A 22119-nucleotide genomic window follows, 5' to 3' on the forward strand; every position below is an offset into this window, starting at 1 on the left:
AGGGGGTATTTTGTTTTGTTAGCTTGATAGCGATGGGGTCTCGCCACAAATCCATCAACATTTAGGTGAATTTCTAAAAGCTATGTTAGGCACCAAGATTAATATAAAAAAACAGGGTTCGTGGGGCGTTTTCCCTAGCGAACCCTTTTGCATTCATATGAAAAAACAAATCAAACAAGGATAAACAAACAATTTCCCCAAATGATGCGTGACTCCTCAATCTTATGTTTCATCGTTAAAAACCACTTATTTCCCAGCATATCAAAGTTGCGGAACTGAGATAAGATGTTTGTAAGATGTGCTTACTTCCTCTGCCAATGCTTTGATTTTCATCATGATTTGAAGCATTTCTTCTGTTGTCGTCCTTGGGTTGATAGAACAAAGTCGAATAACCACTTTCTCTTTCAATTCGGTCGTACTTAACATGGCAAATCCTCTGTGAGTAATTTCTTCCACCAGTTTTTTGTTTATTTCATTGATTGTATCTGTTGATGCTAATTCACAAGGGATATAACGAAAAGTAACAATTCCTAACTGGGCAGGTGTTACCACCTCCCAATCTTTCGCTTTCCCTAAGAACGCTTCAACTTGTTCAGCCAACATGATGCCATGATCAATTGCTTGGCGAAAAGCTGCGACTCCAAACACTTTAAAAGACAGCCACACCTTTAACGCCCTAAATCTGCGCGAAAGTTCAATTCCACATTCTCCAAAATTGATTTCTTCTTCTATATAGGTTTCCGTATCCTTGATATACTCTGGGATCATACGAAATGTTTTGCTTAAGTATTGGCTGTTTCTAATGAGTACACAGCCTACATCATAAGGCTGAAAAAGCCATTTATGAGGGTCCAACGTCAAGGAATCGACACGATGAATTCCTTGAAGCAAAGCACTTCCTTTTTCACTGAGAATTGCCGGGGCACCATAGGCTCCATCCGCATGTAGCCATACATCTTCGTCATTACAAAGATCAGCCAACTCATTGAGGGAATCAACCGCTCCGCAATTAGTTGTTCCAGCATTAGCAATGACACAGAATGGTTTTTTCCCTTTTGTTCGATCTTCTTTTATTTGCTTTTTCAAAGCACTGACTGAAATTCGTAAATGTTCATCCGTTTCGATTCGGCAAATTTGATGGTGTTTGAAACCCAATACTTTTAGTGCCCGATCCACAGAAAAATGAGTCTGGTCGGAAAAATAAACAACCGCATTATCTATGTCATTATTAAGCTTGACCTGTCTAGCTACATTAAGCGCGGTTAAATTAGCCATGGAACCTCCGCTTACAAATAGCCCTTCAGCCGAATCAGGGAATCCTAACATCGATTTTAACCAATTGATTGTCGTTAATTCGATTTGCTCAGCACCTGCGCCTACTATCCAAGCTGTCGGAAATACATTAAATCCACTTGCTAAAAAATCTGCTACTACCCCAACATAATTATTGGGACCCGGCACAAAAGCCATAAAATGAGGATGATCCACATGGGTAATCTGATTAAACACGTTCCTATTAAGAAAATGAAGGAGCTCTTTCGGATCGGATCCGTTTTCTGGGATTGATTCAGTCAGCTTGTTTCTGAGAATATCACTATCAATCGTTTCAGATACTGGTTTGCTTTTCAAATGATTCATATGATCAATGATCATATCAACCGCTTGATATCCTAACTGACGCATCTCTTCGGCTGATAACTGCAGGTTTTCCGTCACTTGTTTCACTCCTATTCTATTTTAAAAGGCGAGTTGTTGCTCGCCTTTTCATTTTTTATAATTGGTAATCGCCGATCGTCTGTGTTGGATTATGAACAATCGTTTTAATTAACGTATGGAGGTGATTCAATATTTCCTGTACTTGCTCCGCTTCATAGATATTTTGATCATATCCAAACTTCATTGTAAGTTTCTCTTCAGGGAAGCACATAATTCCGTACTTCACATGCGGCTCATCAACGACTTGGTAATCTGTGATGGCAAAATTTCTGTTCTCATTTGAAGAGAAAATGGATGGGTTAGTTGGATAGTTTTCAAACACCCAAAGATGGTCGGTCAACTGATCGTTCAACTCACTTTGTTTTTGAATCTCAACAAATGAATAGTAAGCATACTCATTACATTTCAATGTTTCTTGTTGAACTTTTTGCAGGAGATCCACAAAAGATTGCGTTTCTTCCCAGGCTACTCGGATAGGCAAAACATTTGTGAACAGACCAAACATATTTTCAATCCCTTCCACTTTGGGAGGTCTGACCGATACCAGATTGGGTAATACTACTTCTTTCGTTCCATTGTATTTGCCAAGCAATATACCCCATACAGCTAGTAAAGCCGAATTCATGGTTACATGGTGTTTGGTTACAAATGTCTGTAACTGATTGGTCAGATCCTCATCTAACGTTAAATCCATAAATGTGAAGCTTAACCCTTTACTTTGAGTTGGTACTTTCTTTTTGGGAATGCTGATTTTCCGATTATACCCTGATAAATAATGGCGCCAAAAATGGCGTGCTTTCTCATGGTCTTGCGCTAAAGTCCAGTCAATGAATGCTTGAAAAGGCTTTGCTGGAGGTAATTCCACTGTAGTTCCCGCATTTTTCGCTTCATAAAGTTGGAATAATTCGTCTAACAAAATACTGACACTCCAACCATCACACAATAGATGATGGGCACTCCAAACTACCTTATACTCGGCATTGCCTAGTTGAAATACACAAAGACGGGTCATGAGTTCATCATTTTTGAATCCTCGATCTAAATTTTCACTCATCCACTGGTCCAAGCATTCCTGCTGCTCTTGTCTCGTCATCTCAATCAAGCTTTGTACCTCTGAAATCATTTGAACATCATGTAACACAGCTTGCCAAGGTTGTTCTTGTTCACCTTGCACAATGATCGTTCTTAGAGAATCATGACGATTAACTAATTGTTGAAAACACTGAGTAAAGAGATCTACATCCAGTTGCCCCTCAAGTGTCCAAATCGTTTGTTCAAAATAAGCATTGGTATCAGGTTCAGCTACAGCATGTTCATAAATAACTTGTTGGAAGGGTGCCAATGGATAGATTCGTTCTATTTTTATATCCGGCATTTTTTCTTGTATTTTGTTAAGCGTATGTTGATTAAGCTGTTTATCTCTAACATTCAGTGATGTAACTTTATTTTCTTTCTTTTTGTTTATATCGTCTGTTTGTGAGTGTAAAGGATGGTCTAGCCTCTTAACAAAATGAACCATGTCACCTAATATAGGGAAGGCAAATAGATTTTTTGGCTCTAACTGAAATCCTTGTCTATAAAGTCTTACAGAAACTTGAATGGCCTTAATCGAATCGCCACCCAAAGCAAAGAAATGATCATTTACTCCGATTTGGTCTACTTTGAGCACTTCTTGCCATACACTGGTCAATATTTTTTCCATTTCAGTTTTTGGAGCAATATACACATCATTTTTTTGTTTCTCCGGAGCAGGAAGCGCCTTTCGATCTAATTTTCCATTAGGGGTCAAGGGTAGTCGCTCCAAATAAACAAAATAAGAAGGGATCATGTACTCTGGCAAGTGGTCTCGCAAATGTTTTCGTAGTTCTTTTGTACTGATATCTTGCTCAGTTACCACATACGCGACTAAAAATTTTATCCCATTCTCATCTGTCTGGTCAATCACTACAGCTTGGTCTACTTGGTTGTAAGTGAGAAGGCAATGGGCGATCTCTTCTAACTCCACTCGATATCCTTGAATTTTGACTTGGTAATCTTGGCGTCCTAAAAATTCAATATATCCCTCGGGATGCATCCTGCCACAATCCCCTGTCTTGTAAATAAGACCAAGGTCTGGATGTGACACAAACACTTCGTTCGTTTTCTGTTCATCATTCAAATATCCTTGAGCAAGACCCACTCCCCCAATATATAAATCACCGATCACACCAACTGGGCACATTTTCTTATCGTAGTTCAACACATAATACGTTTGGTTTGCCAAAGGCATCCCATATGGAATGCTGTTCCAGTGTGCTTCCACCTGTTTGACTGGATAATAAATCGACCAAATTGATGCTTCTGTTGCCCCTCCCAGTGAAATTACTTCCGCGATCGGGAAATGTCGTTTTATTTTTTCTGGTAAAGGGAGTGGAATCCAATCCCCACTATGTAAGACCAAACGCAAGGAAGAATTTTCAAAATGAGAACCTACCTGATCCAATGCCAAATCCATGATTGCAGGTACTGTATTCCAGATCGTAATTCCTCTGCGTTCGACCGTACGGATCAGCTCTTGCATGTCTCTCGGATCACGAATCATTACCAACATTGCACCTGTACTTAACGCTCCAAAAATATCGTATACAGACAGGTCAAAACACATGGAGGAGATACCAATAATGCGATCGTCTTCATTCACCTGATATTTTTGATTGATATCTTGAATGGTATTTGCAACCGCTTGGTGAGTAATGATCACTCCTTTTGGTTTTCCGGTACTTCCTGAAGTATAGATAATATAGGAAAGATCTTCCGGACCAGCAATGGTAGGCAGATCTTCGGTTGCATATAATGACAGATGTTTCTCTTCATAAAGACCAGGTTCCAACAAAAGTTTGCATGAGCTATTTTCTAAGATATATGTTTGTCGATCTGGTGGATGATCGGGATCGATAGGTACATAAGCAGCACCCGCTTTTAATATCCCCATCATATTAACAATCGTATCAACCCGTCTCTGTGCCAAAATACCAACTTTGTCACCTAGACCAATCCCTTGTTCTTGCAAATAGTGAGCAACTTGATTGGAGCGTTGATGAAGGTCCAAGTAAGTTAACCACTCTTGTTCAAAGACCACTGCCACTTGATCTGGTATACGTTGTACTTGGTCTGCAAACAATTGATACAGGGTAGTCGAAGGTATTTTTTCTGTTGTCTGATTATACTGCTCAATTAAAGTCTGATCCGATTTTTTCACTTGCAAAGAGGTTACGTCTCTTTGTTTCACCAATTGTTCCAACAGATCGACAAATTGAGAAAACATTGCTTCCATCACATCAACATCAAACAATTCTTCTACATAGTTCCAGCTAATCAATAACTCTCCATTTTTTTCAATTACCACATTATCCAAATACACTTGTGGAGTCCGAGCGTGAATATGGTGGAGAGAGCCAAGCTGCTCCCAAGCAAAAGCACCCGCGCCTGCTAGCATCGAGGTGAAAACAATTGGCATGACTGCTTTTGGTCTCATTTGGTGATATCGAGTAAAATCTCGAATAAAGTTAACTCCATCATAATGACGATGTTCAAGTCCATCTAATAAAGTCGATTGAGTTTGCTCCACTCTGGTAAAGAAAGATTCCTCTGGATTCACATTCACGTCCAACAAGATGAGTGAAGTGAAATCTCCCACAATCTGCTCTACTTCTTCATGAACAGGATAACGGTTAAATACAGTCAGATTCATTGCCAATCGATGTTGATTACTCCAATATGCCAACACTTCTCCATATATCGTACAAAGAAGTGCGGAAGGAGTTACTTCTTTCTCTTGTGCTAGCTTCCGTAACTTCGTCCATTTGTCTTTGTCCAAGATCTTAGTAAGTGATTGAAAGTTAGGGGTAGCAATCTCTGCTGGATCCTTTTTTAACAGCAGAGAAGGCGCAAATGGAAAGTCAGGCAGCTTACTTGTCCAATAATCTTTTGCTTTTTTATATTCTTTGCTTTGTTCCATTTCATCATAGATGAACATGTAATCTTGAAAATCAAAAGAAAGAGATTCCAATCTTTGATCTGGTTTGTGATAATAATGCAACAAATCATGTCCAACGATGTTCATGCTTGCCCCGTCCATCAATAAAGCATCATATCGAAAACATAACAAATAAGTGTCTTCTTTTAAAAGAAAGGCTTTTAATTCAAACAAAGGCCATTGCCCCAAAGGAAATACATGGTTGGTCATTCGAGAACGTTCTTCTTGCAATCGAACATTTTGTTTCCCATCATCTAAACCAATGAGATTTTCTATTTCAATCTGATAATCAGGAACGTCTTGTAAGATTTGCTGTTTTCCCTCTGGCAAGATCACAGCTCGTAACATAGGATGGCGCTGAATTACCTTTTGGAAACTTTGCGAAAGCCGATTGATATCCAATTTTGTTTCATATTCAAAATACGTTTGAGGTGAAATGCCGCTTAATTCAAACTGCGGATTACGCCCTAACATGTAAGCTGTCTGAACTTCTGTTAAGGAAAATGGCTTGGACAAATCTTTAACACGGGTTGGTGTTTTATCTAGGCTTTCTTCTTTCTGCTCCACTTCTACACAAGAACTAAGTTGAGCAATCGTGGGATGGTTAAAAATATCTCTTGTACTTACTTTCAGGTGGTCTTTTCCTAATAAATTGATAATCTGTAGTGTCTTAATCGACTCTCCTCCTAAGACAAAAAAGTTATCATGAATACCGATCCGCTCAATCTCCATCACTTTTTCCCATGCTTGCACCAATTTCTGTTCGATTTGATTTCGTGGGGCGACATATGGGGTGGATATTTGATCTGTTTGAGTTAAATCCAACAACCTTTTTCGATCCACTTTTCCATTTGGATTCAGTGGAATCTCTTTTACCTGAATCATTTTTTCGGGAATCATAAACTCAGGCAATTTATTGCTTAGATATTTTCTGAGCTTTTCAAAAGGGATCTTCTTATCCGATTGATAGTAAGCAGCTAACAATTTTCTATTTCCATCTACCTGATCAACAACAATAGCTCGGCTTATCTCTGGATGTCTCTTTAGCTGCGCCTCGATTTCCCCTATTTCAATCCGATATCCCCGTATTTTCACCTGATGATCCATTCGACCGAGATATTCAAGTTCTCCATTAGGTAACCATCGGACGAGATCACCAGTACGATACATCATTTCTCCCGTCACAAAAGGATTCGGGACAAATTTTTCATCTGTCAATTTAGATTTGCCAAGATAACCTCGAGCTACCGCCACTCCGGCAATACCGAGCTCTCCCGGCATTCCCCAAGGTTTCATTTGACCATATTTATTTAATACATAAGAACGATAATTGGGATTAGGTTTCCCGATCGTCACTTCTTTGGCAGTACTCAAATCTTTTACTGTTGCACAAATGGTTGTTTCTGTCGGACCATAGATATTTAAAATTTGCGCTTCGCTAATGCTTCGAATTTTTTCAATCAAATCAATCGAAAATGCTTCTCCTGCTAACAAAATGGCCTTTAAATCTCTTAGAAACTCTGCCCCTTCTGGATCACTCAAAATCAATTCCATTCGCGATGGGGTCGATTCCCATAAATCCACCTTATGTTCTTTGACCAAATGAGCCAATTCTTTTGTTGCAAACTGTCCCTCTGTAGCAATGACTACTTTCGAGCCTTGAGTTAAAGGGATACATATTTCTAACAGAGATATATCAAAAGAAACACTAGCAAGAAACAAGAACGACTGATTATCTTTTAGCTTTTCTCTCATAATGCTTAAGAAATGGACGAGGGATCTCTGTTCCACCATTACGCCTTTTGGATTTCCTGTTGATCCTGATGTGTAAATAACATAAGCCAAATCATTAGGTTCACTTTCTCGATCTAGATTGCTTTCTTCACCTTGGAAGAGATGTTCCTCATCAAGATACAACACCTCACCGGAAAATTGCGGCAATTCTTTCTCTGTTCGCTTGCTCAGTAACCATTTTGCTTGACTATCTTGTAACATATATTCAATTCGTTCACTGGGATAGTGAGGATCGATTGGTAGATAAGCCCCACCGGCTTTTAAAATCCCCATCATGCCAATGATCATTTCCAATGATCGATCTACCATAACCCCAATAATACTTTCTTTGGATACACCCTTACTTTGAAGAACAGAAGCTAATTGATTTGCTTTCTTATTCAATTCTCTATATGTCAAAGATTGATCATTACAAATGACAGCAATTTGATCTGGGGTTTTCAACACTTGCTCCTCAAACAAATCCTGAAATGTTTGAGACAAGTCTATGCCCATCTGAACTTGACTAAATCCTTCTAGCAACTCTTTTTCTTCTTCCGAAATGATACTGATATCTTTCACAGCCAGATCAGGATTTCTCAACACTTGCTCTAAAACATAAAGATAAGATTTGACAAACTGTTGCAAAGGAAAAAGAAAATGAGAATTGCAAGAAATTTGAAATTCAAATTCATTATGTTTTTCATTCCATTTTCTTTGTATCCAGATGGCTAATTCATTCTCTGAGCATTCTTCTAGTGAACTCTTATTATGTAATCCTTCCATCCCCAAAACGATTTGAAATGGATTTGAATAGAGCTTCGCTAATAATTCAGAGAGTGGATAACGCTGATTTTCATAACCAAGTAAAGTCGTTTGTTGGACCTGTTCCACTACTTGCTTAAAGGAGTGATGGAGATGGATTTCAGTTCCTATAGGAAGCAAATCATTCAGATTCTCTCTTTGTTCGTGATCTTTTCCGATTACAGGAACCCCGATTGTGATCCTTTCTTGGTCTGTATAATGTACCAAGCAAACCCTTAAAGCAGCCTGTAACCAGCTAAATAAAAATACATCCTGTGACTTACTTACTTTTTGTAAACTTTGACTAAGCTCTGCATTCATTATGACTTGAACACGGTCGCATGGATTGTCTTTATTCATTTGATAACCGCTATTAAATAACGAAAAATCAGGTACATCGAAAGATAATTGCTCCTTCCAAAACGATTCTGCCACTTTATACTCATGAATCGAACTCCGATCTTTGATGTGCATTTTTATCTTTAGCCCCCTAACATTAATTTCCATCTATTCGCTAATTTTTAACCCAACTTCAATCCCGTGGAGAAATACTTGATGGTTATCCAAACTTAAAAAGCGATGAATATCCTCAAATTTCATATGCCCAACGGAACAAACTCCCAAGTTTAATGTCTCAGCTACCATATTTAACGTAGCAGTGATGATGCCTGATTCAATGCAAGAAAATAAATATCCATCTGAACCATATTTAGGCATGGAAGCGCGCGCATTATAGACTAGATAAACCGAAAAGGCAGACTGGGTAAATAATTCCTGGTTAATCATCTCATGATCACTCTTGATTACTTGGTCAATGTTGTTTACCAACAAAAGACTATTCTCTGATGGGCTATAATAATAAAAACCAGCTTTCATACCTTCTACACGTTTCGGTTTTATATAGACAAAAATATCAATGGGATAAACTCCACCCGCACTGGCGTAATGGTAGTAGATTTTTTCTTCTTTCCTCTGTTTTAAAGTAGAAAACAGTTGCCCGAATTCTGAAAAAGGTACAGGATTTTTCATATCAAATTGGCGGCAAGATCTACGCTCCCTGATCATGGCAGGAAGTTCATCTTTTGTTTCAAGTTGAATTCCGGTTGACCTCGCAGCGGGATGCATTCGATTTAATTGTTCACTGATATACTTATCTAGATCATCTTTAGAGAAGCGAATCTGATCGCTATATGGATTCGGAAAAATTTTTTCTTGTGTGGAGAATACTTCTCTTGGATGTAATATGTTACTTACTAACACCCGATTCTTTATCATAAGTTCTACTATTTTTTGTGCCTCTTCTTCATTCCCTAACGAAAAGCGCTCTAATAGCTGACTGATCGTCACCCCCTTTTGGGCAAGAAAATAAAACTCAGGAAACCACTCAGACATAACTCCTGTATATCTCGTTTCTCCTATCAAAACTTCATTATGCAACTTCTCCCAATGCTTAATAGGAGACCAATAATAAATTTGCTCGCTCATATTCCCCTCCATAAAAGGTTAATTTTTTTAAAAATACAATCTTCCAATCCACAAAAAACGACCTTTATATAGGACATAATTGTTGAAATTCATACCATTTGTCATAAATAAGTTTCCATCCTGTTACTATTTGGCCTTGTTCACTACCAGCTGTGGGTGTAAAATAATACCAAATCCCTTTAATGGATTGCCAATCTTTTTGCACAAGTCCATTCCTATAGTAATACCACTTTCCATTATCTTGATACCACCCATCTGTTGGAGCAGCTTAAACTGATTGCTTTACAAGTTTACTAAAATTTGTTGTAGTTTCAGCTACAGCTATTCCATTGATAGACGTCAACAAAATAGTTGACGTACATAATACAGATAAAGAACATCTCATACAATAAACCATTCCCCTTCTCATATTTATTTTTCGAAAACTCGCAATAATAAGAATAATGTATAAATCCCCAAATGTCAGTGAGAAAAAGTGAGAATATGTTGAGAATAAAATGTCAGAATATTCGTTTGTAATTTCACATCCTCTATAAGAGGTCACCATACATCACTATCAACCTAAGATAAATTTATATCCATAATTCATAGAAAACACAAACTTAGCTTGATGGGCATGTGTGGTGAATCCCTATCAATAAAAAAAGATTGATTGACAAGAAATTTTTAAAATATTAACATTGATTTATCATTTAATGACCGTAGTCATAAAATGAACAAAGTCATTAAATGATAATACATTAAGAGAATGATGCAAAAAGAATTGAAAAGGACATTCTTTTACAAGCAACACAGTGACTAAAAAAATAAGTCTACGAGAAGATGTCCACTCAAGCAGTTTTGAAATTTTACGTTTTGATCCAAGTTCTTAATACTTTATTGCTTCTCTCTTTATGAATTACTTAATCATTAAAAGAATTAATGGAGGGGAAAATGAATGCATAACATTATCATTATTGGTGGTGGCATTGCTGGTCTTTCCGCAGCGATTGCCTTTCAAAAAATGGGTTTAGATGTAAAAGTATTTGATAAAAATAACGAGCCCACTGTTGCTGGCGCAGGTATTATTATTGCCCCCAATGCTATACAAGCACTGGAACCATACGGTATTTCTGATCAAATAAAGCGAGTTGGAAACGAAAGTGATGGCTTTCATTTATTATCTGAAAAAGGGAAAACTCTTAACAAATTAATGATTCCAACTTCTTATCCAAAAATGTATTCCATTCATAGAAAGGATTTACATCAATTGCTGTTATCCTCTCTGCATCCTGACACAGTTGAATGGGGAAAAGAATGTATACAGGTTGAACAAAATAATGAAGATACTGTACAAATACGTTTTCGTGATGGAAGTAAGATTAAAGGCAACATAGCGATTGCAGCAGACGGGATTCATTCTCTTATTCGAAAGCAGCTATCGCATAGTGATTATCGTTTTTCCGGATATACGTGTTGGCGTGGCGTAATCTCCTCTAAAACTCTTTCCTTAGCGAACGATTTCATTGAAACTTGGGGTACAAAAGGACGGTTCGGTATTGTTCCACTGCCTAACAATCAAGTATATTGGTATGCTTTAATAAACTCACAAGCTAATGACGCAAGATTTGCCGCATACACAATTGATGATTTGTATAACCACTTTAAAAATTATCATGATCCTATCCCAAACATTTTGAAACACGCTAAGCAACACAAAATGATTCACCGCGATATCATGGATATTGTTCCCATGAAGCAGTTTTTTGACAAACGTGTTGTGCTTATAGGGGATGCAGCACATGCACTTACTCCTAATTTAGGACAGGGAGCTTGTCAAGCAATTGAAGATGCTAGAATTCTCACAGAATGTATTCAAAAAAATAGCGACTATCACCAAGCATTTATGGAGTATGACAAAAAAAGAAGAAACAGAGTTGAGAAGATTTCTAATCAGGCCTGGACAGTTGGTAAGCTAGCACAACTGGAAAGTAAAGCTTTAACTGTGCTAAGAGATCAAGTAATGAAACATACACCTAGATGGATTTCTGAAAAACAAGCACATGATTTATATAAATTTGAAGTTTAAAAAATAAAATGTGGTGAAGAAAATGAAAACATATACATATTTACTTTTTTCAACTCTATTACTTTTCTGTATGATAGGGTGTTCTTCTTCAGCATCCACTAAAGAAAAAGGAAAAGTGCCATTAATTACGTTTAAAACTGAAGAAATAACTACCGTCAAACTGCTTGATGTAAAAGAGAATAATAAGCTAAAAACAGAAATCAATGATACCGTGTTTATCGGACAAATGATTAAGTCAATTAAAAAGGGTACTTCTAAAGAAATATCTTTAAATAAACAAACTAGAGATTCTGTAAGTACTAAAATGGAACTTTTATCTAACAAATCAAAAGAAACTTTATTAATATGGATAAATGATAATGATACAATTACAATAGCAAAAGATACAAATCAAAATACTACCCAAGGGATTCAAATACAACATGATTTTCAGACGCCAATGATCGTGGTAAATTTTTCAAAACAATAAGAACAAGATTTATTTTGAGGTTAATCAATAAACAGCTATAATTGTATTTGTTAGGAGTAGATTATATGCTAAGAGAAACTAGAAAAAAAGAATTAAAAGAACTCATTTTCCTACAAGCAATACAACTATTTAAAGAACATGGATATGAGAATGTAACGGTTCAAGATATCACTGCTACATGTGGTATTGCAAAAGGAACTTTTTTTAACTACTTTGCGAAAAAAGAACATATTTTGTTATTTTTAGGGGATTCTCAAATTGAATTATGGAATGAAAGCATACAAACTTATCAGAATGTCGAGCATCCAAAAGAACAAATTCAGCTTATGTTAGGTGATTTATTATCTAGATTTACTGAACATGGCGAGCTCATGAAGCATGCAGTATTTGAAATTATTAAATCAAATTATTTAGTTGAAAACGAGCTGAAAAGTATTCAAAAACTACAAGGAAGTTTGCATTCCATTATTGAGCATGCAAAACAGAAAGGCAAACTAAAAAGCACATGGGACACAAGTATCATTACTTCCACTATTATGAGTGTCTATTTTTATACACTATTGTCTCAATCGTTATTACATTCCCATGAAACTAATATTAGAGATATGCTTAACCAGCAATTAGATGTCGTATGGGAGGGAATTAATAAAGAATAAGGTGAAAAAAATAGCCCTTCACTTGACCCAAAAAGGCTAAGTGAAGGGCTATTTTCTTTATTTCATATGGTTTTCACATATTAAAGATTCAACACTTTGAAAAAGAACTGTATTATATATAATTTGCATACTTTCACTATTTTCTTACCGCTTGCTTTACCGTGAAGCCCCCTCTCTCTTCCGCTCCAAAAACGTAATCCTTTCAATCACAACTTCTGTTTTATACACCCTCTCTCCCTGCTCATTATCGTAATTACTCGTATGAATACGACCCGTAATCCCAACAAGCGATCCCTTCTGGCAATACTCTGACACATTTTCAGCGGATTTTCTCCAGACGACGCAGTAAATGTAGTCAGCTTGCTGTTCCCCTAAGCTATTTCGAAATCCTCTATTTACCGCGACGCATATACGTGCATAGGCAATTCCTTGCTTTGTATAGTATAGTTCCGGATCTTTTGTCAACCTTCCGATTAATACAACTCGATTCATCATATTTATACCACCTCACATTTTTTCTTCATTGTAGAGAAAAATAAAAAATAGGTAAAAACCGTAAAATGGTATATTTCTAAAAAGAAATCATAGCTTTAAATCTAATAAAATAAAAAAAGAAATGCTGCATGATTGAATCATGCAGCATTTCTTAAAATGTTTACACTTCGCTACTTCACTTATACCTCACTGCAAGATATATAATATCCTCCACGAGCCATCCGTATATCCACTTGATACAATGTATTTTCTAGATAAAAAGTAATCGGCTTTACTTTACTTTCAAATTTAAGTTTTTCCTTAGAGTCAGTAGCATATGTCTCAATAGCAGCACAAATGGTTTCAACAGATGGATAAGTCAAAGCTTCATCTAATTCAATAAAAAAGCTTTTTCCTAATAGTTTTTTTAATAGCCCTTTCTTTTCTTTCATCATAAGCTCTCCTCCTTCACCACAAATTAACAATTATCACCACATTAACCATCCATATTATACCATAACCATAAACTCTTCTTGGTCTAAAAACATCAATTACCTTAAATCTAAAAAACACAAAGAAATCCTGCATGTTTCAAACATGCAGGATTTCTTTCAATTAGTCATTTTTCGTAAAGTAAGAAACGAAACGAAGAATTTCTAAGTATAACCATACTAGAGTCAACATTAAACCCATTGCACCGTACCACTCCATGTATTTTGGAGCTCCGCTGCGTGCACCGCTTTCGATTAAATCGAAGTCTAGTAATAAATTTAATGCAGCAACAACAATAACAACTGCACTAATGATAATACCAATTGTTCCACCTTGATGAATATACGGCACAGTAACACCAAACATGTTTAATAGGAATACGATTAAGTACATAATCATAATTCCAAACGTTGCAGCCATTACACCTGTGCGGAATTTATCAGTTACTTTTACTACGCGAGTTGCATATAAAACTAACATTGCAAATAAAATTGAAACTGTTAGTAATACAGCATTTAAAACGATAGAATCACCAAAACGCATTGTATAAAACGCTGAGATGCTTCCTAATACAACACCTTCTACTGCCGCATAAATCGGTGCAGTAATTGGCGAGATACGTGGAAAGAACATAGACGCAAACGCGATGATTGCAGCGACAATTAAAGAGCCAATTAAAACAGGCATTTTCATTGTACCTTGCATCATCTGTATGTATGAATAGACAGACGTTGCAAGAAGCAAAATAAGCATAATGAATGTTTTGCCTACTGCTCCGCCAATTGTCATCGTAGATGCACTTGCTCCCTCTTTACGAAATGCCTCTTTGTTCAACATTGGATTAGATGTTCTCATTTTTTCCCTCCTAAAATAGGTTCTACTAATAGTGTAAAGTTTTTCTCTTTACATTTCAATATATGCAGCTTGTTTTTATTTTAAACCTTCAACGATGTCAGATAGTTCGCTCCAGCGTTCCATCGCTTTTTCTAGCTCTTCTTCCGTTTGCTGCTGTGCTTCCGAAAGTTCTTGAGCTTTTGTAAAATCAGAACCGACATTTGCAAGTTCTTCCCCAATTGTTTCAAGCTTCTCTTCAAGCCCTGCAATCCTATCTTCAATCGTTTCCCATTCACGCTGTTCGTGATATGAAAGTTTACGTTTACGTTGTTGCTTTGGAGCTTCTTCAACTTTCTTTTCCTTCTGTACTTCTACTTTTTCTAGTAGTTCTTGCGCCTTTTGTATATCTAGGTAATCACTATAGCTTCCTAAGAATTCACGAACTTCTCCGCCACCAGTAAAGATAAATAATTCATCTACTACTTTATCTAAGAAATAGCGATCATGCGATACCGTAAGCACGACGCCTGGGAAACCTTCTAAATAGTCTTCTAGTACTGTTAACGTTTGTGTATCTAAATCGTTGGTCGGCTCGTCTAATAAAAGTACATTTGGCTCTCCCATTAAAAGACGTAATAAATACAGACGTCTTCTTTCACCACCAGATAGTTTACCAAGTGGCGTTCCATGTGAATGCGGTGGGAATAAGAAACGCTCAAGCATTTGGGATACTCCAATGACTTTTCCATCTGTTGTATGAATTACTTCTGCAATTTCTTTAATGTATTCAATCATACGCTGATTTAAATTCATCTCTTCATTTTCCTGCGTATAATAAGCAATTTTCACAGTTTGCCCAATTTCAATTTCACCACTGTCAGGAAATAGTTTGCCTGCAAGCATATTTAATAGCGAAGATTTCCCGCTACCATTGGCCCCAATAATACCAATTCGATCGCCTGGTTTCACAATATGATTAAAATTATGTAATACCGTTTTTTCACCGAATTTCTTCGTTACATCTTTTAATTCAAGCACTTTCTTTCCTAAGCGACTTCCGCTAAGTGAAATATCAACAGATTGCTTCGCTTCTGGACCTTCTTGTTCTTTCAGCTCTTCAAAACGCTGAATACGTGCTTTTTGTTTCGTAGAACGAGCTTTCGCACCGCGGCGAATCCAAGCAAGTTCACGGCGATATAAGTTTTGGCGCTTTGATTCTTGCGCTAATTCTTGTTCCTCACGAAGTGCCTTCGCTTCTAAAAATGCACTATAGTTTCCTTCATAGCTATACAGATTACCATTATCTAGTTCAAAAATACGATTTGTAACACGATCTAAGAAGTAACGATCGTGCGTTACGAGTAAAACAGCCCCTGTATAACGTGCTAAGTACTCCTCCAACCATTCTACTGTTTCATGGTCAAGGTGGTTCGTTGGCTCATCTAAAATTAATAAATCTGGCATTTCAATAAAGCATTGCGCCATTGCAATACGTTTCTTTTGTCCACCAGATAAGTTCCCAACAGTTGCTGTGAAATCTGTAATTCCGAGTTTCGTTAAGAGCGACTTCGCATTCGCATTTGCTTCCCATGCATTCATCGCATCCATACGTTGCTGCACAGCAAATAATTGTTCTTGTACTTTTTCATTACTTGGGTCTTTTTCTATGTTTAATAACGCTTGTTCGTATTCACGAAGAAGACGAATTAGCGGCGTATCACCGTGGAATACTTGCTCAAGCACTGTTAGATTTTCATTAAAATCCGGTTGCTGTGATAAATAGCTAATTGTATAGCCACGCGTATGTGTCATATCACCTGTATCGGGAATCTCTACCCCGGCAATAATTTTTAATAATGTAGATTTCCCTGTACCGTTTACACCAATAATGCCTGCACGTTGTCCCTCTGCAATACTAAATGATAATCCATCAAATAACGGTTTATCCCCATATGATTTTGATACGTTTTCTACTGTTAGCATTTTCATATTTGTGCATTCCACTCTTTCATAAATTGTTCTATAAACTCTTCCATATAGCGATGACGAACTTCAGCCTCTCGCTTCGCAGCATCTGTATTCATTAAATCTTTCAACTTTAAAAGTTTTTCATAAAAATGATTTAACGATGGGTCACTATTTTTTCGATACTCTTCTTTCGTCATTTCTTCACGCGGTGGAATATTCGGGTCATACATTAAACGCCCTTTTGCACCGCCGTAAGCAAACGTGCGAGCAATACCAATGGCACCAAGTGCATCTAAACGATCTGCATCTTGAACAATTTTCCCTTCCAATGTTTCTACATTACCACCATGTCCACCTTTATAAGACATATTTGCAATAATATGAAGGATATGTTCCTTTTCTTCTTCAGTAACATCTAATCCTTCTAACCAATCAGAAACTTTTTTCATACCAGCTTCTTCACTTTCATTTAACTTCTCATCCGCTACATCGTGAAGTAAAGCTGCCATCTCAATTACAAAACGATCCCCACCTTCTTTTTCAGACAAAGAAATCGCTAATTTATGTACACGTTCAATGTGATACCAATCATGTCCACTGGCATCTTTTTCTAAAATATTTTTTACAAAGCCGACTGTTTTTTGTATTTGTTCTTGTTTTTTCATTTATCTTCACCCAATTCCTTATTGTAACACGCTCTCATTTTTTCATCACATATTTTCTTGTCTGCCCATAGACTGTTTTGTACGTACGATTATGAAGGAGGAAATAAATATGTTCTATAATAATCAACAGCCTTATCCAGCGCAACCATACTATCCTCAAAATGAAGAACAACGATATCAAGAGCCGCGGACTGAAGATCAAAAACAGGAACCACAGCAACAGAAATTGCAATATCAACAAAATTCATACTTATCACAACAAACTCACGAAACTCAATACCAGCAAAATCCATACGTAGCTCAACAATCCCATGAAACTCCGTACAGGCAAAGTCCATACGTAGCTCAACAATCCCATGAAATTCCGTACCAGCAAAATCCATACGTAGCTCAGCAATCTCAAGAAACTCGCTATCAACAAAATCCATACTTAACAAAACAAACCCATGAAACTCCGTACCAACAGAATCAGTATTTAACTCAGCAATCTCAATATCAGCAACCACAAATGTTTCAACATCCGCGTGTTTCACCACCGGCGCCAACATTAGATCCAACCCAACCACAAATCTTACCACCAGCTCCTACCACAGTAATTCCAACTGAACCAACGCAAGAGCAAATTCAACAAGTTGTTGGCACACAATTTTTACCTTTAAAGAAACCTGTATTAGATTTCGTAAAACCATGGGTAGAGTACGGTATGAATGAAGCAAAACATACCTCTCACAAACATGCAATGACAGAGGTTGCTGCGATTATGTTTTTAGTTGGAAAAGGATTTAATCCTACAATTGCTCATTATATTGTAGAGTCTTGGGAAAAGAATGAGCAATTCTAAAACATACAAAAGTGCCGCCTCTTATCAAATAAGAGATGGTACTTTTCATTTCCTTATATGTAATATCCCTATACTAATTTCTCTACAGTTGGTACATCTGCTGGTGCCCATGTAAGCTCTTTAATATTATTTACACTTATCCACTTCAATTGTGCGTGTTCTAAAGCTCTAGGTGTTCCAGATACAATCGCTGCTTTATAGGTAATTAAATGAACTATTGCCTTCTCATATTCATGCTCGACTTCTGCTACTTTCTCTCCTACTGTAATACTACAATCCAATTCTTCTTTAATCTCACGAATTAATGCTTCTTGTAGATTTTCTCCGTCATTTACCTTCCCGCCTGGAAACTCCCAATAATTTGGTAATGACATTATAGGGGAGCGTAATGCACATAAGATTTGATTATTCTCATTGAAAATAACCGCGCCAACAACCGATATTTTTTTCTTCATCTTTCATCATCTCCTAATTCAATTGGTTATGACATATCAACATATAATCGGTGTTTACTACAATGAACACATTGAAATAAATATCCCGTAAAATGCCCCTTTTTATATAACATTCCTTTAAAATCTTCTCTCGTTATCTTTTTTTTATTTATGATTTTCTCAATATCATCGTTTAATTCATGTTCTAAATGTGCGATTTCCTTCCAACCTACCTCATCAATAATTGCACAGTAATCATTGCAATGGCTTAACCAATACTCCCCTTGCCATGAAAAATAACTAGGCGTCCTATAAAAAAGTTCATCTGTATACTCCTTATTTTGAACATCCATATGTTCCCCACTATAATTAAACTCTCCATCAAATTTTTGAGCAGCAAAGCCATTAGCTATACACCATGGACATATATTTTCTGTTTCTTCCTCATCAAAAGTTGTGTAAAAAGGACCATCGTACACATAGCCTGTTTTCCTACGACATACTGGACACATTCCATCCGCTTCTCTTATGACTAATAACCCTAAAGGGTTTTTATTGTATTTAAAACTAGGAAGCGACTCTTCTACTTCGCTCCACTCATACAAGGAAAATCCATTCACAAAGCTGCTAAATGATAACCCTAGCTTTTGATAAAACTCTTGCAAGAAATCATTACTAGAAACGCAGTCTAGTCTTAATTTCTTTCCTGACTCTCTTGCTCTATTCTTTGCCCATTGTATGAACTGACTACCTATGTTTAATCCCTTACCTTCTTTCGAGACTACAATTCTATGTATATAATACGCGTCTATTTCATCATTCCATAAGCTTGCATCCCACTCTTCCTTATCACAGAGAGAAATTGATGCGATGATTTGATTTTGATCATTCTCAAAAACAAATAGATAGCCTTTTTCAAAATCAAACTCTATTATCTTTGTATTTTCATAACGTAAAAATTGCCCCCACTGCTGAATACCTTTTTGCTTAAGAGAAATTGCTGTTTCCTGTAACCAGCCTCTTACTATTACAATTTCTTCTTGTTTTGCTTGGCGGATCAAATATTCCCCCTCCTTAGATAGTAAAATTTATCTGTTAAAAATATTTCAATTGTTTAAACCTGTTTATTTAGTAGATAGGTGAGAAGTTATTTCACCTATCTACCATCCTACATTACACTACTCGCATCTTGGAACACCTAATGCTAAAAATAAAGCTGCTAAATTTGCTGCGATTGGTATTTTTAATGTGATAACATCATCTACTTTTGTGACTAAAAAGAAAGCTCCGTTCTCTTCTAAAATACACGTCACCAACAATTGTAAGTCCATTAGAACCCTCCTTTCAGACGAGTTATTAGTAATCTATGAATTTATTGAAAAAAAGTAATAGGAATTATATTCATTTTTCTTTATATAAAGAAAAATGGTTTTTTCGGTCTATCAATTTAAGAAATAGAATTTTCTTATTTTAACCAGATCTATGTAATTTCTAATATATTCCTATATAATCAATAGAGAAAATCTTACAAATGAAGGTATTAAAATGTCATTTTGGAGTAATATTAGTGCAATTTTATTTTTAGCAGCTCTTATTCTACTAATTTTATGTATCATTTCATTCTTTAAGAAAAATGGTAAAGCAATGAGATATAGTAGACCTGCGGTTATTTGTTTTATTATTTCATTTTTAACATCAGCAACTAGCACAGCGGAAACAAATCATCCTATTATTAACTTTTTCGCTAATGTATGTTTAATCATGTGCATTTTCTTTCTTATTCTAGCAATCTTATCCATTATTAAAAAAACTGGTATGGCGAAGAAACAATTTTTAATTACTGCTGTTTTATTTGTAGTTTTTGGAGTATTAGTAAGTATCGCAACTCCTTCTACTGAAAAAGCAACAGCAAAAGATAAAAAAATTGCAGTTGAAAAAACAGATAAAAAAGATGCAGAAAAGAAAGAAGCAGACGAAAAAACTCATAAACTAGAAGAAGAACAGGCTCATAAGCAACAAGAAGAACAACAGCTTCAGTCTGAAGAACAAGCTCGTAAACAACAGGAAGAGGAAGAGGAAAAGCAACAGCGTCAAGCTGAGGAACAAACTCGTAAACAACAAGAAGAACAACAACGTCAAGCTGAAGAACAAGCTCGTAAACAACAGGAAGAGCAACAACGACAGGCTGAAGAACAAGCTCGTAAGCAAGAGGAAGAGCAACAACGTCAAGCTGAGGAACAAGCTCGTATACAGCAGGAAGAGCAACAGCGTCAAGCTGAAGAACAAGCTCGTAAACAACAAGAAGAACAACAACGTCAAGCTGCTGAGCAAGCTTCCCAAAAGAGAAGTACTGTAGCATCCTCATCTAATAGCAATCGTGGGGGCTCTAATGCTCAACCTTTCCAGAATGACCCTAGTGATGATAAAGAAACAAACACTTCCTGTAAAGGCCAAATTAAAGGAAATGCTAATTCTAAAAAATACCATGTTCCTGGCGGTCAATATTATGTTTCTACAAAAGATAATATAGTTTGGTTCTGTTCAGAAGCTGATGCTCAAGCAGCTGGTTATATGAAATCTAAAAGGTAGACTATATATTATTGAATCTTAAATTTTGTAAGCCCTATTTCCAAGATTTGAGACATATATTTTAAGGTTTACATCAATTTCTTTAAAACCGTTCAATAATTCTTTAGATGCGAGCATTTGACTAATCGATAAAAAAACCAAGAAACAAAGACTGAACTGTACCCCGAATTGTGAACACTTAAAAAAGTCCACGATTCGGGTTTTTTGCGTATTTTTGCACCCATTCCTCTTTATAATGGAAACAATGATAAAAGTGCGGTGCGGAAAATGAGTAAAATTATCTTTAGTGAAATTCAAATGAAACAACTAGAAAAGAATGGAAATGTCGTAAAGCCTAGCGTATTATCTCATAATTTAGACCCAAAGTTTTAAATTTTGCGCGGATTTTTCAGACGCCTGGTAAACCAAAATTCCAAAAACCTCCCCCGCCCCTAAGTAAAAAAGCCAGTATTATTTTACCGACCCTTCATATTCTTTTACAAGTTTATAAAACGTTGTCTTACCTACAAATTAGGGTTTAGAGTATTAACATCATTTCCCTTGCCGTAAAATAAGGAGCAATTAGAATGATTGATGAAAAACAATGAAGCACATTAAGATATTTTCTCGAATGTTACTTTAATGTAAGTGCTGATTATTCAGAATTAGATACGCTTATTAAGGAATATAAGGAAATTGAAAATGATGAATATGTTAAGTAACAATAAAGTTGTTTAAAAAACTCCAGTCATGTTATTCAACAATCGGGCCATTTAATTGAATAAAACTTGGATATTTATTTTAATAAATAAGATTGTGAAGAAATGTACTTAAGCAACGGGGCAGGTTAGCACAAT

The 22119-nt window shown here is 36.3% G+C and carries 17 protein-coding genes; 5 read left to right on the plus strand and 12 right to left on the minus strand.

Annotated features, from left to right (window positions below; translation table 11 throughout):
* Window positions 1–261 precede the first annotated feature (261 nt).
* The 4 genes from Y7E_RS0114560 to Y7E_RS34770 all read right to left on the minus strand — a co-directional run bounded on the left by Y7E_RS0114560 (window position 262) and on the right by Y7E_RS34770 (window position 9998).
* On the minus strand, window positions 262–1716 hold the full coding sequence (locus Y7E_RS0114560) for a pyridoxal phosphate-dependent decarboxylase family protein (RefSeq protein ID WP_017152000.1): 1455 nt from the start codon (window positions 1714–1716) through the stop codon (window positions 262–264).
* Window positions 1717–1771: 55 nt separating this feature from the next.
* Entirely contained in the window at window positions 1772–8782 is a 7011-nt protein-coding gene (locus Y7E_RS0114565; RefSeq protein ID WP_017152001.1) for an amino acid adenylation domain-containing protein, read from the minus strand.
* Between the two features lie 33 nt (window positions 8783–8815).
* Complete coding sequence (locus tag Y7E_RS0114570; protein ID WP_017152002.1) at window positions 8816–9793, minus strand: SagB/ThcOx family dehydrogenase; 978 nt, start codon at window positions 9791–9793, stop codon at window positions 8816–8818.
* Between the two features lie 64 nt (window positions 9794–9857).
* Window positions 9858–9998: a choline-binding protein G gene (locus tag Y7E_RS34770; RefSeq protein ID WP_087957911.1), complete on the minus strand. Its 141-nt coding sequence runs from the start codon at window positions 9996–9998 to the stop codon at window positions 9858–9860.
* 732 nt (window positions 9999–10730) lie between these two features.
* Here Y7E_RS34770 and Y7E_RS0114580 point away from each other — a divergent pair.
* From Y7E_RS0114580 to Y7E_RS0114590, 3 genes are all read left to right on the plus strand, one after another.
* Complete coding sequence (locus Y7E_RS0114580; protein WP_017152004.1) at window positions 10731–11861, plus strand: FAD-dependent oxidoreductase; 1131 nt, start codon at window positions 10731–10733, stop codon at window positions 11859–11861.
* Between the two features lie 22 nt (window positions 11862–11883).
* The gene (locus tag Y7E_RS29910; protein ID WP_017152005.1) at window positions 11884–12330 is read left to right on the plus strand and encodes a hypothetical protein; all 447 of its coding nucleotides are present in this window, start codon (window positions 11884–11886) and stop codon (window positions 12328–12330) included.
* A 65-nt stretch (window positions 12331–12395) separates the two neighbouring features.
* Window positions 12396–12986 (plus strand): TetR/AcrR family transcriptional regulator, encoded by a 591-nt coding sequence (locus Y7E_RS0114590; protein ID WP_017152006.1) that lies wholly within the window; start codon window positions 12396–12398, stop codon window positions 12984–12986.
* Window positions 12987–13142: 156 nt separating this feature from the next.
* Here the strand turns inward: Y7E_RS0114590 and Y7E_RS0114595 are convergent, their stop codons facing one another.
* The 5 genes from Y7E_RS0114595 to Y7E_RS0114615 all read right to left on the minus strand — a co-directional run bounded on the left by Y7E_RS0114595 (window position 13143) and on the right by Y7E_RS0114615 (window position 17419).
* The gene (locus Y7E_RS0114595; protein ID WP_017152007.1) at window positions 13143–13481 is read right to left on the minus strand and encodes a single-stranded DNA-binding protein; all 339 of its coding nucleotides are present in this window, start codon (window positions 13479–13481) and stop codon (window positions 13143–13145) included.
* Between the two features lie 179 nt (window positions 13482–13660).
* A complete protein-coding gene (locus Y7E_RS0114600; protein WP_017152008.1) occupies window positions 13661–13915 on the minus strand; it encodes a DUF4318 domain-containing protein in 255 nt (84 codons plus the stop codon).
* Window positions 13916–14075: 160 nt separating this feature from the next.
* Window positions 14076–14807, minus strand: coding sequence for a Bax inhibitor-1/YccA family protein (locus tag Y7E_RS0114605; protein WP_017152009.1), 732 nt, complete (start codon window positions 14805–14807; stop codon window positions 14076–14078).
* Between the two features lie 75 nt (window positions 14808–14882).
* Complete coding sequence (locus Y7E_RS0114610; RefSeq protein ID WP_017152010.1) at window positions 14883–16775, minus strand: ABC-F family ATP-binding cassette domain-containing protein; 1893 nt, start codon at window positions 16773–16775, stop codon at window positions 14883–14885.
* Window positions 16772–17419, minus strand: coding sequence for an HD domain-containing protein (locus tag Y7E_RS0114615; RefSeq protein ID WP_017152011.1), 648 nt, complete (start codon window positions 17417–17419; stop codon window positions 16772–16774). The genes Y7E_RS0114610 and Y7E_RS0114615 overlap by 4 nt, the downstream gene beginning before the upstream one ends.
* Before the next feature lie 109 nt (window positions 17420–17528).
* Between Y7E_RS0114615 and Y7E_RS0114620 the strand changes: the two genes are divergently transcribed.
* Window positions 17529–18260: a hypothetical protein gene (locus Y7E_RS0114620; RefSeq protein WP_017152012.1), complete on the plus strand. Its 732-nt coding sequence runs from the start codon at window positions 17529–17531 to the stop codon at window positions 18258–18260.
* Between the two features lie 68 nt (window positions 18261–18328).
* Here Y7E_RS0114620 and Y7E_RS0114625 read toward each other — a convergent pair whose 3' ends face one another.
* From Y7E_RS0114625 to Y7E_RS0114635, 3 genes are all read right to left on the minus strand, one after another.
* The gene (locus Y7E_RS0114625) at window positions 18329–18715 is read right to left on the minus strand and encodes a (deoxy)nucleoside triphosphate pyrophosphohydrolase (protein WP_017152013.1); all 387 of its coding nucleotides are present in this window, start codon (window positions 18713–18715) and stop codon (window positions 18329–18331) included.
* A 26-nt stretch (window positions 18716–18741) separates the two neighbouring features.
* Window positions 18742–19755 (minus strand): CbrC family protein, encoded by a 1014-nt coding sequence (locus Y7E_RS31775; RefSeq protein ID WP_017152014.1) that lies wholly within the window; start codon window positions 19753–19755, stop codon window positions 18742–18744.
* A 117-nt stretch (window positions 19756–19872) separates the two neighbouring features.
* The gene (locus Y7E_RS0114635; RefSeq protein WP_017152015.1) at window positions 19873–20025 is read right to left on the minus strand and encodes a hypothetical protein; all 153 of its coding nucleotides are present in this window, start codon (window positions 20023–20025) and stop codon (window positions 19873–19875) included.
* Between the two features lie 214 nt (window positions 20026–20239).
* Between Y7E_RS0114635 and Y7E_RS0114640 the strand changes: the two genes are divergently transcribed.
* On the plus strand, window positions 20240–21283 hold the full coding sequence (locus tag Y7E_RS0114640; RefSeq protein ID WP_017152016.1) for a sunset domain-containing protein: 1044 nt from the start codon (window positions 20240–20242) through the stop codon (window positions 21281–21283).
* The last annotated feature ends 836 nt before the right edge of the window (window positions 21284–22119 follow it).

Source organism: Bacillus bingmayongensis, assembly GCF_000299035.1.
Lineage (GTDB): Bacteria > Bacillota > Bacilli > Bacillales > Bacillaceae_G > Bacillus_A > Bacillus_A bingmayongensis.